Here is a 15364-nt window from a genome sequence, read left to right as displayed (position 1 = left end):
TGCCTGCCACACACGAGAAACCGCATGCATACCGCCCCCCTCGATTTCCGCCTGGCCACCGTCGCCGACACCGAGCTGCTGCTCGGGCTGATGCGCGCGTTCTATGCCGAGGACAAGTTGGACTTCGACGCCGCGCGGGTGGCCCCGGCCCTGGCCGCGTTGCTGGAAGACCCCCGCAACGGCGAGGTGCTGCTGTGGTTGTCCGAAGACGGCAGCGTGGTCGGTTACGCGGCGCTGGCGATGGGTTTCAGCCTGGAGCAGGGCGGCCATTTCGCCCTGCTCGATGAGCTCTACCTCGGCCATGCCGCGCGCGGCCGCGGCCGCGGCAAACAGGCGCTGGCGATCCTGGAGCAGCGCGCCAACGCCCGCGGCGTGCAGCGCATGCGGCTGGAGGTGAACCACCACAACGAACTGGCGCGGCGGCTGTACCTGGCCACCGGCTACGTCGATGACACCCGCAACCTGCTGACCCTGCCGCTGGCCGAGCGCCTGCGCGACGCCCGCGCATGATTGCCGCCCTGCGCCAGCGTGCCGCGCTCAATGCCCTGATCCGCGGGTTCTTCGCCGCGCGCGATGTACTCGAAGTGGAAACCCCGATCCTGTCGGCCGCCGGCAACACCGAACCGAACATCGATAGCTTCCACACCTGCTTCAGCGGGCATGTCGATGCCGGCAGCGCGCAGCGCTGGCTGCGCACCTCGCCGGAGTATCCGCTCAAGCGGCTGCTCGCCGCCGGTGTCGGCGATTGCTACGAGTTGGGCCGGGTGTTCCGCAACGGCGAGGCCGGCGGCCGCCACAACCCGGAGTTCACCATGCTGGAGTGGTACCGGGTCGGCTGGGACCACCACCGCCTGATCGAAGAAACCGTCGCGCTGGTGCGTGCCGCGCTGGGGCTGGTGCAGCGCCAGGCCGGGCTGCAGGTCATCGACTACCGCAGCCTGTACCAGCAGCGGCTCGGCCTGGACCCGTTCACCGCCACGCTGGAGCAGTTGCAGGCCCCGCTGGCCGATGTCCACATCCACGCCGACGGGCTCAACCGCGATGACTGGCTGGATCTGTTGATGACCCACCGCATCCAGCCCGGCTTCGACCAGGACACCCTGACCGTGGTCCACGACTGGCCGGCCAGCCAGGCCGCGTTGGCACGGGTGCGCCCGGGCACGCCGCCGCTGGCTGAACGCTTCGAGCTGTACCTGGGCGCGGTTGAACTGGCCAACGGCTACCACGAACTCAACGACGCGGCTGAACAGCGCGCACGCTTCGAACGCGATCATGCGGTGCGCCGCGCGCGCGGCGCGGTATTGCCGCCGCTGGATGAACACCTGCTTGCCGCGCTGCCGGCATTGCCCGACTGCGCCGGCGTTGCGGTCGGCGTGGACCGGCTGCTGATGGCGCTCAACCGCACCGGCCGGATTGCCGACGTGCTGGCGCTGGATTTCGCCCGTGCATGAACGGCGCAACCTGACTGACGGATGTCTTGCGTGGCCTGCATGATGATGCTCTGATCACGCAGGATGTCCGAAGGTGGTCATGTGATCGTTCAGGTGCGGCGGGGACTGTGTTGATGAAGCTGTGGGAAGTAACCGACCTGCCCGTGCGCGGCGTGCCGCGCTGGACGCTGCCGCTGTGGACGCTGGTGCTGTGCGGCGCGGTGCTGCCGGCGATGGCGGCCGAGCCGCGCCAGGCCGGCTATGCCGGCCAGGTGGTGCGCTGCGAATCGCGCGACATGGAATGGGTGCACTGCGATATGCCGGTGGAGCAGGGCGTGGACCTGGTCCGCCAGCTGTCGGACAACAGCTGCGTCCGCGGCACCGAGTGGGGTACCGACCGCTCCGGGGTGTGGGTGACGCTGGGGTGTCGTGGCGAGTTCCGCAGCCGCGCCCCGGCAGGCCGCAATGCCGCCGGCGGGCCGCGCCTGGTGCGCCGGGTGTTGCGCTGCGAATCCAACGGCCGCCCGCAGAACTGCCCGGTGGTGCTGCAGGGCGCGCCGGTAAGGCTGCTGCGCCAGCTGTCGGCCATCCCGTGCCGTGAAGGCCACAGCTGGGGTGTGCGCCGCAACGAAATCTGGGTGACCCGTGGCTGCCAGGGCGACTTCGAGATCGGCGCCGCCGACGGCTCGGGATTCCTGGACGTGCCGCGCACGGTGGTGTGCGAATCCAAATCGCGCCAGCGTCGTTTCTGCGGGGCCAGCATTGGCAAGGGCGCGCGCCTGAGCAAGCAGCTGTCCGGCAGCCCCTGCGAAGAGGGCACCGGCTGGGGCTGGGACGCGCGCGGGGTCTGGGTCGACAAGGGCTGCCGGGCCGAATTCCTGGTGAACTGAGCACCGCCGGCCGCTGACGGGCCGGGCACCGGGCAATGGGTTCAGCGCAGGGCGCTGATCGATGCGCGGTGCACCGTTACAATGGCCCGATGAACGCATCCACCGACATCGACTACGCCCGTTACGACCATATCCGCCCGATCCTGTGGACCGGCGATTCCCTGCAACTGCTCGACCAGCGCAAGCTGCCGTTCGTGGTGGAACACGTGGAATGCCGCGGCAGCGACGCGGTGGCCGAGGCCATCCACGCCCTGACCGTGCGCGGTGCGCCGGCAATCGGCATCGCCGCGGCCTGGGGCGTGGTGCTGGCCGCCGCGGGCGTGCAGGCCGCCGATGGCGCCCAGGCGCTGGCCAAGCTGGAACCGGCGCTGCAGCGGCTCAACGCGGCGCGCCCGACGGCGGTCAACCTGGCCTGGGCGCTGGCCCGGATGCGCCGCGCGCTGGCCCTGGCCGGTGCCGACTGGCAGCAGGTGCTGGTCACCGAGGCGCAGGCGATCGCCGACGAGGACCTGGCCGCCAACCGCCATATGGGCGCCCTCGGCGCGGGCCTGATCGAGGCCGGCAGCGGCGTGCTGACCCATTGCAACACCGGTTCGCTGGCCACCGCCGGCTTCGGCACCGCGCTGGGCGTGATCCGCGCCGGCATGGCCCAGCAGCGCATCGCCAAGGTGTTCGCCGGCGAGACCCGGCCGTGGCTGCAGGGCGCGCGGCTGACGGTGTGGGAGCTGCAGCAGGATGGTATCGACGCCACCCTGATCGCCGATTCGGCCGCCGCGCACCTGATGAAGACCGGGGCGGTGCAATGGGTGATCGTCGGCGCCGACCGGATCTGCGCCAACGGCGATACCGCCAACAAGATCGGTACCTACCAGCTGGCCATTGCCGCCCGCCACCACGGGGTCAAGTTCATGGTGGTGGCCCCGTCCTCGACCGTGGACATGGACACCGCCGACGGCGGGCAGATCGAGATCGAACAGCGCGACCCGGGCGAGCTGTACGGGGTAGGGGGCACGCGCACCGTGGCCGAGGGCATCGCCGCCTGGAACCCGGTATTCGACGTCACCCCGGGCAGCCTGATCGACGCGATCGTCACCGAGCGTGGGGTGATTCTCAATCCGACGGCGGTGAACATGCGCGCCGCCTTCGGCTGAGCGACCACGGCCGTTGGTGGCCCGGTGCCACGACCAACGGCCGCCCGTGCCACGACCAACGGTCGTGGCCTACCGGGATCCGGGTGGGCGGCCAAACCCTTCGCGGGTAGGTACCGGCCGTTGGCCGGTACGGCTTTCCCGACCGAACCCCGACCACGCCTGCAACGCCCCCGTAAGTTCCTGATTCTTGCAGGTAAAACACCGCTGAACACGGGCGGAAATCGACCTGTTGTGGTAGACTCCAACGGTTAATCGAGATTCCGGCGCCGCCGCCCCGCAAGGGCTGGCGCGACGGACTGGACCGCACCCAGACAACGGAACCCGAATGGCAGAAACCGCCAAGGAAATCATCCAGGTCAACCTGGAAGACGAGATGCGCAAGAGTTACCTCGATTACGCGATGAGCGTGATCGTGGGGCGCGCACTCCCGGATGCGCGCGATGGCCTCAAGCCGGTGCATCGCCGCGTGCTGTTCGCAATGAGTGAGTTGAACGCGCACAGCAACAAGCCTTACTTCAAGTCGGCGCGTATCGTCGGTGACGTCATCGGTAAGTACCACCCGCATGGCGATCAGTCGGTGTACGACACGCTGGTGCGCCTGGCGCAGCCGTTCTCGCTGCGCTACATGCTGGTCGATGGCCAGGGCAACTTCGGTTCGGTCGACGGCGATTCGGCCGCAGCGATGCGTTACACCGAAGCGCGCATGTCCAAGCTCACCCATGAGCTGATGGCCGACCTGGACAAGGAAACCGTCGATTTCCAGCCCAACTACGACGAAAAGGAACTGGAGCCGACGGTCATGCCGACCCGGTTCCCGAACCTGCTGGTCAACGGTTCGGCCGGTATCGCGGTGGGCATGGCCACCAACATCCCGCCGCACAACCTGACCGAATCGATCAACGCCTGCATCGCGCTGATCGACAACCCGGACATCGATGTCGACGGCCTGATGGAGTACATCCCCGGCCCGGACTTCCCGACCGCAGGCATCATCAACGGTACCGCCGGCATCATCGCCGGCTACCGCACCGGTCGTGGCCGGGTGCGCATCCGCGCCAAGGCCGATGTCGAGGTGGCCGACAATGGCCGCGAATCGATCATCGTCACCGAGATTCCCTACCAGGTGAACAAGGCCCGGTTGATCGAGAAGATCGCCGAGCTGGTCAAGGAAAAGAAGCTCGAAGGCATCAGCGAGCTGCGCGATGAGTCCGACAAGGACGGCATGCGCATCTACATCGAAATCAAGCGCGGCGAGTCGGCCGAGGTTGTGTTGAACAACCTTTACCAGCAGACCCAGATGGAGTCGGTGTTCGGCATCAACATGGTGGCGCTGGTCGACGGCCGCCCGCAGTTGATGAACCTCAAGCAGATGCTCGAGGCCTTCGTGCGCCATCGCCGCGAAGTGGTCACCCGCCGCACCGTGTTCGAGCTGCGCAAGGCGCGTGCGCGTGCGCACGTGCTGGAAGGCCTGACCGTTGCGCTGGCCAACATCGACGAGATGATCGAACTGATCAAGACCTCGCCCAACCCCACCGAGGCGCGCGAACGCATGCTCGCCCGCCTGTGGGCGCCGGGCCTGGTCGGTTCGATGCTGGGCGCTGCCGGTGCGGAAACCTCGCGCCCGGAAGACCTGCCCAAGGGCGTTGGCCTGCTCGACGGCGGCTACCAGCTGACCGAGATCCAGGCCACCCAGATCCTGGAAATGCGCCTGCACCGCCTGACCGGGCTGGAGCAGGACCGCCTGACCGAAGAGTACAAGCTGCTGCTGGAAACCATCGCCGGGCTGATCCACATCCTGGAAGATCCGGACCGCCTGCTGCAGGTGATCCGTGAAGAGCTGATCAACGTGCGTACCGAGTTCGGCGACGAGCGCCGCACCGAGATCCGCCACAGCGAAGAAGACCTGGACATCCTCGACCTGATCGCCCCGGAAGACGTGGTGGTCACCCTGTCGCACGCCGGCTACGCCAAGCGCCAGCCGGTCAGCGCCTACCGGGCCCAGCGCCGCGGTGGCCGTGGCCGCAGCGCGGCGTCGACCAAGGAAGAGGATTTCATCGAACAGCTGTGGCTGGTCAACACCCACGACACCCTGTTGACCTTCACCAGCGCCGGCAAGGTGTTCTGGCTGCCGGTGCACCAGCTGCCCGAAGCCGGTTCCAACGCCCGTGGCCGCCCGATCATCAACTGGATTCCGCTGGAAGCCGGTGAGCGGGTGCAGGCGGTGCTGCCGGTACGCGAGTACGCCGAAGGCCAGTTCGTGTTCTTTGCCACCCGCAACGGCACGGTCAAGAAGACCCCGCTGAGCGAGTTCGCGTTCCGTCTGGCGCGCGGCAAGATCGCCATCAACCTCGATGAAGGCGATGCGCTGGTCGGCGTCGGCCTGACCGATGGTGAGCGCGACATCCTGCTGTTCGCCTCCAACGGCAAGACCGTGCGCTTCGGCGAAGACAAGGTCCGCTCGATGGGCCGTACCGCCACCGGCGTGCGCGGCATCAAGATGCCCAAGGGCGAGGAAGTGGTCAGCCTGATCGTGGCCGAAAGCGCCGGCGGCAACGGCGATGAAGCCGAGGATGACAGCCAGGTCGAAGAGGCCGCGCCCGATACCGGCGATGCCGCGATCGAGAACGGTGCCGACGACGACAACGCGCTGTACATCCTCACCGCCACCGAGAACGGCTACGGCAAGCGCACCCCGCTGCCGGATTACCCGCGCAAGGGCCGTGGCACCCAGGGCGTGATCGGCATCCAGACCACCGAGCGCAACGGCAAGCTGGTGCGTGCGGTGCTGATGGGGCCGCGCGACGAAGTGCTGCTGATTTCCGACGGTGGCACCCTGGTGCGTACCCGTGGTTCGGAAATCTCGCGGGTCGGCCGCAACACCCAGGGCGTGACCCTGATCCGTCTGTCCAAGGAAGAGAAGCTCCAGGCGGTCGAACGCATGGATGCCTCGCTGGACGAGGGTGTGGAAGAAGATGCACCGGCGGCGCTGGATGCCGACGTGGTGCAGGTGCCGCCGCAGGCCTGAGCCTGCCTGCACGGTACCGCGGACAACGCCGGCGCAAGCCGGCGTTGTCCGTTGTGGCGCCAGCCTTCGCGCGCGTCCGGCATCGGACAGGGTGCCTGCCCGGCAGTTGCGGGGCAGGGCAGGTGCGATTCCCGCCGCGGGCGGGCAGGCAAAGAACGCGTTGCTTTCACGATGGCGGTGGGATAACCGGCAGCGGGACCGGCGGCAACGTCGGCGATGCCGATGCTTCGGGAGACCGCGATGTCCACCTCCACACCGAACCGCCCGGCGCGGCCTGTGCTGCTGGCTGCGCTGGCGTTGGCGATCCTGCTGCTGGGCGCGGTGCTCACCGCTGGCGGGGCGTGGTTGGCCAGCCTGGGCGGCTCCTGGTACTACGTGCTGGCCGGCATCGGCCTGCTGATTGCCGGCGTGCAGCTGTGGCGGGGCCGCTACAGCGGCGCGCTATGGTTCGCCCTGGTGCTGGCCGGCACCGTGCTGTGGACCTGGTGGGAGTCCGGCGGCAACTACTGGCGCTGGGTGCCACGGCTGGGGTTGATGGTCGGCCTGGCCTTCGTGCTGGCGCTGCTGTTGCCGCGCCTGGACCGCCCGGTGTCGCGCACGCTCTCGCGCAGCATCGCCGGCGTGCTGGCGCTGGTGTTCGTGGCCGCCTTCACCCTGGCCTTCGTGCCGCACGGGGTCACCGCCGCCAGCGGCGCCTTCCCCGAGCCGATCAGCAGCGCCGGGCTGGCCCCGGCCCGCGATGCGCCGCTGCAGCCGGCCGACCGCCCGGCCGAGGGCGACTGGGCCGCCTACGGCCGCAACAACGCCGCCACCCGCTTCTCGCCGCTGCAGCAGATCACCGCCGAGAATGTCGGCACCCTCCAGCAGGCCTGGGTGTTCCGTACCGGCGACCTGCCGGAAAAACGCTGGGGCGCCGAGACCACGCCGCTCAAGGTGGGCGACAGCCTGTACCTGTGCACCGCCCGCAACCAGTTGATCGCGCTCAACGCCGCCGACGGCAGCGAACGCTGGCGCTTCGACCCCAAGGTCAAGGATGCCTCCATCCCGTACACGGCCGCCTGCCGCGGCGTGGCCTATTACGAAGTGCCGGCCACCGCCCAGGACCCGGCACTGGCCGATGTGGCCGCCGACCTGGCGGTACCGCCGGCCGGCGTGCCGCTGCTGACCCACCTGCCGCGCAGCGCCTGCGCGACGCGGATCATCGAAGGCACCCTGGACGGCCGCCTGATCGCGGTGGACGCGGCCACCGGCAAGCCCTGCACCGGCTTTGGCAACAACGGCCAGGTCGACATCACCGCAGGCATGGGCGACAGCCCGCCGGGGTATGTGTCGATCACCTCGCCGCCGGCGATCGTGCAGGGCGTGGTGGTCACCGGCCACCAGGTGCTGGACGGCCAGCGCCGCGATGCGCCGTCGGGGGTGATCCAGGCCTACGACGCGGTCACCGGCGCGCTGCGCTGGGCCTGGGACATGGACCAGCCCGGCCGCAGCGGCGCACCGCCGCACGGGCAGACCTATACCCGTGGCACCCCGAACATGTGGACCACCGCCACCGGCGATGACCAGCTCGGCCTGGTCTACCTGCCGATGGGCAATGCGGCCGGCGATTACTGGAGCGGGTCGCGCACCGACGCCCAGAACACCTACGCCACCTCGCTGGTCGCCATCGACGTCAACACCGGCAAGCCGGTCTGGCATTTCCAGGCGGTGCGCAAGGACGTCTGGGACTACGACCTGGGCTCGCAGGCCACCCTGGTCGATTACCCGACCGCCGCCGGCAAGGTGCCGGCCCTGCTGCTGCCGACCAAGCAGGGCGACCTGTACGTGCTGGACCGCCGCACCGGCCAGTTGCTGACCCCGGCCGAGGAACGCGCGGTGCCCGGCGGCGGGGTCGAGCCGGCGCAGCGCGCCCGCACCCAGCGGTTCTCGCTGTACCACACGCTGCGCAAGCCGGACCTGACCGAGCGCGACATGTGGGGCATGACCCCGATCGACCAGCTGGTATGCCGCATCCAGTTCCGCAAGGCCAGCTACGAGGGCTTCTACACCCCGCCGACCGCCGACCGCCATTCCATCGAGTACCCCGGCTACAACGGTGGCTCGGACTGGGGCAGCGTGGCGGTGGACCCGCGTCGCGGGGTGATCGTGGCCAATTACAACGACATGCCCAACTACAACCTGCTGGTGCCGCGTGCCAGGGCCGACCAACTGGGCTGGGTGCCGCGCGAACAGGTGCGCGCCGACAAGGGCGGTGCCGAAGGCGCCGGCGACCCGCAGGCCGGTACGCCGTATGCGATCGACGTCAACGCCGGCTGGCGCCTGCCGTTCACCAGGCTGCTGTGCAAGCAGCCCCCTTACGGCGGCATCCGTGCGATCGACCTGCGTACCGGCGAGACCCTGTGGGATCGCCCGTTCGGCAGCGCCCGCGGCAATGGCCCGTTCGGTATCCGCTCGGGCCTGCCGATCGAGATCGGCACGCCCAACAATGGCGGCGCGGTGGTCACCGCCGGCGGCCTGATCTTCATCGCCGCGGCCACCGACGACCTGCTGCGCGCCATCGACCTGAAGACCGGCAAGGAACTGTGGCACGCCAAACTGCCGGCCGGCGGCCAGGCCAACCCGATGGTCTATGCATCCGGCGGGCGCCAGTACGTGGTGATCATGGCCGGCGGCCACCACTTCATGGAAACCCCGGCGGGCGATTACGTGATTGCCTATGCGCTGCCGTAGAGCCGGGTTCTACCCGGCTGCAGGCACAGGATCGTAGAGCCGCGCCATTGGACCGCCGGGCGCCGATCGGACGAACGCATCGCCATGCGCGCGGCGCTCACCGCCAAGCCGTAGAGCCGGGTTCTACCCGGCTGCTCTGCGAACACCGACACAAGCCAGGCAAAACCCGGCACCACCGCAACGCGACGTCGCGGAAACCCCTGACACGATCCCGCAGATTTCCCCGCTTCATCCATTGGCCATGGTCGCCCACGATGCGCGTATGGCCAGCCCCTCTCTACAGCGTGGACGCATTTCCAGCGCCGGCAGCTATTACGTAGTCACCACCGTCACGGCGCGGCGCGCCCGCCTGTTTGTCGATACAGCAAACGCGAAGGAAGTCATCCACTGGCTGCGCGCCTCCGACGAGCAGGGCCGTACCGAATCAATGGCATGGGTGGTGATGCCGGACCACATCCATTGGATGTTCTGCCTGCGCGACACCCCGCTGTCGATCGTGATGCGGACGTTCAAATCCCGGTCGGCAAAAGCGCTTAACCAGTTGAACGGTCGCCAAGGGACAGTCTGGCAGCCAGGCTATTACGACCAGCTGCAGCGCGACGAACGCCAGCTGATGGCCGAAGCAACCTACATCCTGGCCAACCCCGTGCGCGCGGGGCTGGCCACTGGCATGAACAGCTACCCCTTCGCCTGGTGCCGATGGCCACCCCCGTAGCGCCGGGCTCTGCCCGGCCTGTAACCGAAAAGCAGCCGGGCAGAGCCCGGCGCTACGGCACCCGCACCATCTTGCGCAACAAATGCTCCACCACCCCGGGCGGATCGGCGGTGCGGCCCACATGCGTGCTGGACATCTGCACCACCGAGCTGCGCTTGGCGGTGAGGAAATGGAAGCGCGCGCGCGCCGGCAACTGCGCGATCGGGCCGGCATCGGCGTCGCCGCGGCAGATCGCCACGATCGCATCCAGCCAGGGTTGCAGCGCATCCAGGTCCAGGCTGGGCGCGAAGGCCTGCATCCGCACCGGATCGATCTCGATCGCCGCTTCCAGGTGCCTGGCGCCGGGGCAGGACACGATCACCCCGACGTTGATGAACTCCTCGCGTTCGACCCGCGGTACCACGCGGATCACGGCATAGTCATAGGTATGCAGCGTGGGCACGGACGGCCTCCTGGACGAACACGGCACGCACCTGCAGGCGGCGCTTGAGGTAATCGACATAGGCCTGGCGGTACGCCGCCGGGCTGTCGAACGCCGGCTCATTCACCAGCCAGCTGTCGGGCACCAGTGCGACGATGCGCTCGATCTCGGCATCGGGCAGCAGGCCGGCAAGTTCGGCGTCGGCCTCGGCGATGCGGCTGGCGAACGGCAGCAGCACATGGTCGCGAATCAACACGAACGGCTTCTCGCAGGCATCGCCGGCGCTGGCCCAGTCGTGGTGGAAGTACATCGCCGCGCCATGGTCGATCAGGTACAGCTGGCGGTGCCAGACCATCAGGTTCGGGTTGCGCGCGGTGCGGTCCACGTTGCTGATCAGCGCGTCGAACCAGACGATGCGCGAGGCCAGCCCGGCATCCACCGGCATCGCGGCCGGGTCGTAATTGATCGCGCCGGGCAGGTAATCGCTGCCCAGGTTGAGCCCCTCGCTGGCGCGGATGAGGTCCTGGATCTCCGGGTCCGGTTCGGTGCGGGCGAATTCCCGGTCCAGTTCGACCAGCACGACCTCCGGAATCGGCAGGCCGATGCTGCGCGCCATCTCACCGGCGATCAACTCGGCGATCAACGCCTTCGGCCCTTGCCCGGCACCACGGAACTTGAGCACCACCATCCCGTCGTCGTCGGTCTCGACCACGGCGGGCAGCGAGCCGCCCTCGCGGAGCGGGGTGATGTAGCGAAGTGCGTGCACGGTGCGCATGCCGGATCCATTGACGGGGTTGCGGCGTCATCTTACCGTGAGGCGCATCCGTATTCCGACGGCGCTGCCGCGCCCCGGGCGCACCATCGGCTGCGATCCACGAACTGATCGGGGTGCACCCGGACCGCTGCCGGTGCGGACGTCACCGAGTGTGTGGCCGACGACCACCTCGCCAAGGGCGGCACCGCGACCCACCCGATGACGTTGCAGCTGTTCTTCATGTTCCATGGCGACCGCCTGCACACCTCCACCAGCAGCCCGCGTTCGCTGGAGTAAACCGCCTGCCTGCGTCCATCGCCTGCCTAGGAAAGTGCCCGGCGCGACTGAGGTCAAACGTAAATGGGTTTATGTAGTCGGTGAAAATGTTTAGTGCATCACAAAATAGAGGTGCGCCCGCCACATTCGATCAAATACCGCGTGCCCGCCGTTGCGGTGCGTGCTAGAACGGTAGCGCCAGTCAATCGGCTGGCATTCGATATCAGGTTGCAACAAAACAACTAAGGAGTCATGTTATGGCTGGTTTTGTTCGCGCTATGCAAGTATCCCTGAATCTGCGTTCGCACAGTCCCACCCAGAGCATCCGCTCGAAATACATCTACTGGATTATTTTCTAAGCGTAGATGCTCGGCGTATTTTCATGAACATTCCAGGGGTGGCCAATGGCCACCCCTGGTATTTCGGGGGTGGGCGATGGCCGATCGTGCAGCAGATGCGGAAGTAGTTTCAATCGACCACCTGCTGGAGCGGGTCGGCCGCGAAGGACCGGTGCTCACTTTCCAGAACGAGGTGGTCGGCATTTTCGATCCGGCGCTGGCGGTCAAGGTCGACAAGGCCAATACCGACCAGCACACCGTTCCCGATTCCCTGATCGACTACCTGGGCCTGCGCGGCGCGGCCGCACCGGTGGCCTGGCGCGAGGTGCGCGCCTTGCTCAGTGAGCAGGGCGGTCGGCTGGCGGCGCCCCAGCACATGCGCGGCCTGTACGCGCGCATGCACGCCTTCCTGACCCGGCGCTGCGGCGCGGTACAGGACTTGAGCGAACTGAGCTGGTGGACCATCTCCGAATCGCTGTTGCCGCTGCTGGTCGACGGCATGGACCAACGCGATACCGATGCGCTGATCGGCGAGCAGAAAACCCGCTACAACGGCATCGTGCTGCAGGACTTCTCGTTCTGGCGCCGGGTGCTGAACTTCCACTTGTCGCGCCGCGCCGCGCGCACGGTGGTGCGGCATATCAAGCGCCGCGCCCGCGCGGCGGAGCCGCGCGACGATTTCCTGCAGTCGCTGCTTCCGCTGGCCGACCGCATCGGCGTGGATCGGGTGGCCTACCTGGTCTCGACCGTGCTGGCCGGCATGTCCGGCCTGCCCGGGCTTACCGCGGCCAGCCTGCTGTATGCGATGCACCGTTACCCCGAGTGGCAGCAGCGCATCCGTGCGGAAACCACCGCGCTCAGCCTGGAGGCGCTGTACACGCTGCCGATGCGGGAACTGCCGTGCACCTCGCGCTTCATCAAGGAAACCATCCGGGTCTGGCCCGGGCTGTTCGCGCTGCGCCGCCCGGCCTGGCACGACATCGATGCCGAAGGGGTGTCGATCAAGAAGGGCGCCGCCTACGAGCTGTCCTCCTATTACCAGCATCACTCCCCCGAGTTCTGGGACGCACCGGACGTGTTCGACCCGGACCGCTGGCTGCCCTCGCGCCGGCAGCCGAACAAGGGCGCCTACGTCCCGTTCGGCTTCGCCTCGCGCGCCTGCATCGGCAGCGCCGTCGGGCATGCGCAGCTCGTGCTGTTCTGCGCCCTGGTCACCCGCGAGTTCGATATCCAGGTACAGACCGATCCGGCACCGTGGATGAAGCTGGAAGGGTTCGCATTGCCGATGGCGTTCAGGGGCGTGGTGACGCCGGCACCGGGGTGACGGTGCGGCGTTGGCAGATCGCCGGCGTGGCGATCACGCTTCACCGCCGGCGGGGGCGCCGATTGCCGCGTTACCAGACGGACGCAGGGATGGAGCGGCGCCCGAAGGCGTACTGTCTTCGGGAACTGTATCCATCTTGACGCTGCAGCAGTTGCCCGGCAGGTTCAACGGCAGTCGATGCCGTCGGGGAGGGATGCGTGCAACGTCGGCGAATGCTCCGCTGCAGGCGCGTATGCGCACAGCGCCAGTGCACCCACCGCGATGGCCCACGATTGAATACCTACATACCTGGGCATGTGCATGGCCTGCGTGAAAGTGACGGCCCCCGAAAGGGACTGGATGAAGCAAACATAAGCGCAAATCACGGCATGGGGTGGCGATGCGGATCCTGGTCTAGGATGGCTCCAGGCATTGAGGAGACGCAGCGATGAACGAAGGGTTCAACGGTGACCGGCTTTCCCTGGATGCGTCCAAGGCCGAACAGATGATCGGCAAACTGGTCCTGGTGGGGGTGACCCGCTACGGCCATGACGGTCGGATGCAGGACCGGCAGCAGTATGCGGGCACGGTGCTGCGCATCAACGTCGATGAAGGCGTGGTGTTGTGCGATGACGTGGACGGGCACGAGCGGTATCTGCCGCCCTTGCTGGAGCAGTATCTGGCCGCCGAGCCCGGCGCGTACCGCATGCAGTCCAATGGCACCATGGTGTTGGATCCGGATTACCTGGTGACCTGGGACCTGCGCGTGCGGCACTAGGCTCGGTGCGCCTGCGGTGCACCCGGCGGCCCGCTCCCCGACCCTCGGCGGCGTGCCTGCGCCGGCTACCGGCATGGCGTGCATGCTAGCCTCTGTCCAGCCACCACGGGAGATCCACCGATGCCCTCGCTGTTGCACGCCGTCGTTGCCGCTACCGCGCTTTCCCTGCTGTCGCCGGCCGTCCGGGCCGAGCCTGCGGCGCCACCGGCGCCCGGCGTTGCGCCGGTGGAGGACCGGCGCAGCGACGCACAGCAGCGGCTGCGTGACTGGCCGCAACTGCACTACTACCGGGCCGAGAACGCCGCATTGCCGGCGCCGAAGAAGGGCCAGCCGCGGGTGGTGCTGTTCGGCGACTCGATCACCGAAGGCTGGGGCCGCACCGGCAGCGATACGTTCTTCCCGGGCAAGGGCTATATCAACCGCGGCATCAGCGGACAGACCACCGCGCAGATGCTGCTGCGCTTCCGCCAGGACGTGATTGCGCTGCAACCGGCGGTGGTGGTGATCCTGGCCGGTACCAACGACATCGCCGGCAATACCGGCCCGGCCACCCAGGCGATGATCGAAGACAACCTGCAATCGATGCTGGAGCTGGCCCGGGCACATCGCATCACGGTGGTGCTGGCCTCGGTGCTGCCGGTCAGCGAATACCCGTGGATGCCCGGCATTGCACCGGCGCCGAAGGTGCGCGCGCTCAACGCGGCGCTGCAGCGCCATGCCGCCGCCCACCACGCGATCTATCTGGATTACTACACCGCGCTGACCAATCGCGACGGTGGCCTGGACAAGGCACTGGCCGAAGACGGCGTGCATCCCACCGCGGCCGGCTATGCGCGCATGGCGCCGCTGGCCGAGGCGGCAATCGGCAAGGCGCTGGCGCAGCGGCGCTGAGCGGAACGGCTCAGGGCTCAGGTGTCGTCCAGCTTGGGCGCCGCATCGGCGGCCAGCAGCGCTTCGGCAGCCGGGCGCCGCCCAGGACATCGCACCGTTCGACCGGGTAGCGGCGCAGTTGCAGGCGCTGGTGGCCGCCTGCGGATAGGCGTTGGGCGGTGCGCTGCGCAATGCGCACTACAATACGCCGGTGCATTCCGCACTCATGGCAAGGACGTCCGCATGCTGCATCACCTTTCCCTTGGCGTCCGCGACCTGGCGGTGGCCGGCGCGTTCTATGACGCCGTGCTCGGCGCGCTGGGCTACCGCCGGGTGTTCGAGGACGACACCGCGATCGGCTACGGGCTGATCGACGACCAGGATCTGCTGTGCCTGAAGCTGCGCGACGACGCCAGCCCGCCGGGCGCGGGGTTCCACCTGGCCTTTGCTGCCGGCACGGCCGAAGCCGTCGGCGCATTCCATCGTGCGGCGCTGGCCCATGGTGGCATCGACAATGGCGCCGCCGGGCTGCGGCCGGACTATGGCGATGCGTATTACGCCGCGTTCGTGATCGACCCGGACGGCCATCGCATCGAGGCGGTGAGCAAGCCGGCTGGCTGAGGGAACGTTCCGTTCCCCGGCACTGGCGTGGTGGCCGCCGCCCGCGCTATACAACCCCGACA

14 protein-coding genes are annotated in these 15364 nt (G+C 68.1%); 12 read left to right on the top strand and 2 right to left on the bottom strand.

Features of this window, described 5'->3' with window-relative positions; all coding sequences use genetic code 11:
• The first annotated feature begins 24 nt into the window (after nt 1-24).
• The 7 genes from IC535_RS14415 (at nt 25) to IC535_RS14385 (ending at nt 9941) form a co-directional block, all read left to right on the top strand.
• Nucleotides 25-510, top strand: a complete 486-nt coding sequence (locus tag IC535_RS14415; protein ID WP_228887149.1) for a GNAT family N-acetyltransferase — start codon at nt 25-27, stop codon at nt 508-510.
• The gene (gene epmA, locus IC535_RS14410; protein ID WP_228887150.1) at nt 507-1451 is read left to right on the top strand and encodes an EF-P lysine aminoacylase EpmA; all 945 of its coding nucleotides are present in this window, start codon (nt 507-509) and stop codon (nt 1449-1451) included. The genes IC535_RS14415 and epmA overlap by 4 nt, the downstream gene beginning before the upstream one ends.
• 212 nt (nt 1452-1663) lie before the next feature.
• On the top strand, nt 1664-2320 hold the full coding sequence (locus IC535_RS14405) for a DUF3011 domain-containing protein (protein ID WP_228887178.1): 657 nt from the start codon (nt 1664-1666) through the stop codon (nt 2318-2320).
• Nucleotides 2321-2409: 89 nt separating this feature from the next.
• A complete protein-coding gene (gene mtnA / locus IC535_RS14400; protein WP_228887151.1) occupies nt 2410-3471 on the top strand; it encodes an S-methyl-5-thioribose-1-phosphate isomerase in 1062 nt (353 codons plus the stop codon).
• A 325-nt stretch (nt 3472-3796) separates the two neighbouring features.
• On the top strand, nt 3797-6496 hold the full coding sequence (gene gyrA / locus IC535_RS14395; RefSeq protein WP_228887152.1) for a DNA gyrase subunit A: 2700 nt from the start codon (nt 3797-3799) through the stop codon (nt 6494-6496).
• A gap of 240 nt (nt 6497-6736) precedes the next feature.
• Nucleotides 6737-9226, top strand: a complete 2490-nt coding sequence (locus IC535_RS14390; protein ID WP_228887153.1) for a membrane-bound PQQ-dependent dehydrogenase, glucose/quinate/shikimate family — start codon at nt 6737-6739, stop codon at nt 9224-9226.
• A gap of 262 nt (nt 9227-9488) precedes the next feature.
• The gene (locus tag IC535_RS14385; RefSeq protein WP_228887154.1) at nt 9489-9941 is read left to right on the top strand and encodes an REP-associated tyrosine transposase; all 453 of its coding nucleotides are present in this window, start codon (nt 9489-9491) and stop codon (nt 9939-9941) included.
• Nucleotides 9942-9993: 52 nt separating this feature from the next.
• Here IC535_RS14385 and IC535_RS14380 read toward each other — a convergent pair whose 3' ends face one another.
• Both IC535_RS14380 and IC535_RS14375 read right to left on the bottom strand, forming a co-directional pair.
• Nucleotides 9994-10383, bottom strand: coding sequence for a DUF3037 domain-containing protein (locus IC535_RS14380; RefSeq protein ID WP_228887155.1), 390 nt, complete (start codon nt 10381-10383; stop codon nt 9994-9996).
• A complete protein-coding gene (locus IC535_RS14375; RefSeq protein ID WP_228887156.1) occupies nt 10361-11137 on the bottom strand; it encodes a HipA family kinase in 777 nt (258 codons plus the stop codon). Before IC535_RS14375 ends, IC535_RS14380 begins: the two co-directional genes overlap by 23 nt.
• A gap of 153 nt (nt 11138-11290) precedes the next feature.
• On the opposite strand from IC535_RS14375, the gene IC535_RS18745 reads away from it, so the two are divergent.
• The 5 genes from IC535_RS18745 (at nt 11291) to IC535_RS14355 (ending at nt 15302) form a co-directional block, all read left to right on the top strand.
• Nucleotides 11291-11413 carry a hypothetical protein gene (locus IC535_RS18745; RefSeq protein WP_267473054.1) on the top strand — a complete coding sequence of 41 codons (123 nt, stop codon included), beginning with the start codon at nt 11291-11293 and terminating at the stop codon, nt 11411-11413.
• Nucleotides 11414-11827: 414 nt separating this feature from the next.
• Nucleotides 11828-13054, top strand: a complete 1227-nt coding sequence (locus tag IC535_RS14370; RefSeq protein WP_228887157.1) for a cytochrome P450 — start codon at nt 11828-11830, stop codon at nt 13052-13054.
• Nucleotides 13055-13481: 427 nt separating this feature from the next.
• Complete coding sequence (locus IC535_RS14365; RefSeq protein ID WP_228887158.1) at nt 13482-13811, top strand: hypothetical protein; 330 nt, start codon at nt 13482-13484, stop codon at nt 13809-13811.
• Between the two features lie 120 nt (nt 13812-13931).
• Nucleotides 13932-14702 carry an SGNH/GDSL hydrolase family protein gene (locus IC535_RS14360; RefSeq protein WP_228887159.1) on the top strand — a complete coding sequence of 257 codons (771 nt, stop codon included), beginning with the start codon at nt 13932-13934 and terminating at the stop codon, nt 14700-14702.
• A 222-nt stretch (nt 14703-14924) separates the two neighbouring features.
• Nucleotides 14925-15302, top strand: coding sequence for a VOC family protein (locus tag IC535_RS14355; protein WP_228887160.1), 378 nt, complete (start codon nt 14925-14927; stop codon nt 15300-15302).
• The last annotated feature ends 62 nt before the right edge of the window (nt 15303-15364 follow it).

It is taken from the genome of Stenotrophomonas rhizophila (assembly GCF_020857975.1).
GTDB classification, from domain to species: Bacteria; Pseudomonadota; Gammaproteobacteria; order Xanthomonadales; family Xanthomonadaceae; genus Stenotrophomonas; species Stenotrophomonas rhizophila_C.
This window is presented reverse-complemented; position numbering and strand designations above follow the sequence as displayed.

Bases quoted from the DNA above. Each gene is read 5' to 3' on its own strand.
- mtnA (WP_228887151.1), top strand. From the start codon at position 2,410: ATGAACGCATCCACCGACATCGACTACGCCCGTTACGACCATATCCGC.
- epmA (WP_228887150.1), top strand. From the start codon at position 507: ATGATTGCCGCCCTGCGCCAGCGTGCCGCGCTCAATGCCCTGATCCGC.
- IC535_RS14415 (WP_228887149.1), top strand. From the start codon at position 25: ATGCATACCGCCCCCCTCGATTTCCGCCTGGCCACCGTCGCCGACACC.
- IC535_RS14405 (WP_228887178.1), top strand. From the start codon at position 1,664: ATGGCGGCCGAGCCGCGCCAGGCCGGCTATGCCGGCCAGGTGGTGCGC.
- IC535_RS14365 (WP_228887158.1), top strand. From the start codon at position 13,482: ATGAACGAAGGGTTCAACGGTGACCGGCTTTCCCTGGATGCGTCCAAG.
- IC535_RS14355 (WP_228887160.1), top strand. From the start codon at position 14,925: ATGCTGCATCACCTTTCCCTTGGCGTCCGCGACCTGGCGGTGGCCGGC.
- IC535_RS14390 (WP_228887153.1), top strand. From the start codon at position 6,737: ATGTCCACCTCCACACCGAACCGCCCGGCGCGGCCTGTGCTGCTGGCT.
- IC535_RS14370 (WP_228887157.1), top strand. From the start codon at position 11,828: ATGGCCGATCGTGCAGCAGATGCGGAAGTAGTTTCAATCGACCACCTG.
- gyrA (WP_228887152.1), top strand. From the start codon at position 3,797: ATGGCAGAAACCGCCAAGGAAATCATCCAGGTCAACCTGGAAGACGAG.
- IC535_RS14375 (WP_228887156.1), bottom strand. From the start codon at position 11,137: ATGCGCACCGTGCACGCACTTCGCTACATCACCCCGCTCCGCGAGGGC.
- IC535_RS14360 (WP_228887159.1), top strand. From the start codon at position 13,932: ATGCCCTCGCTGTTGCACGCCGTCGTTGCCGCTACCGCGCTTTCCCTG.
- IC535_RS14385 (WP_228887154.1), top strand. From the start codon at position 9,489: ATGGCCAGCCCCTCTCTACAGCGTGGACGCATTTCCAGCGCCGGCAGC.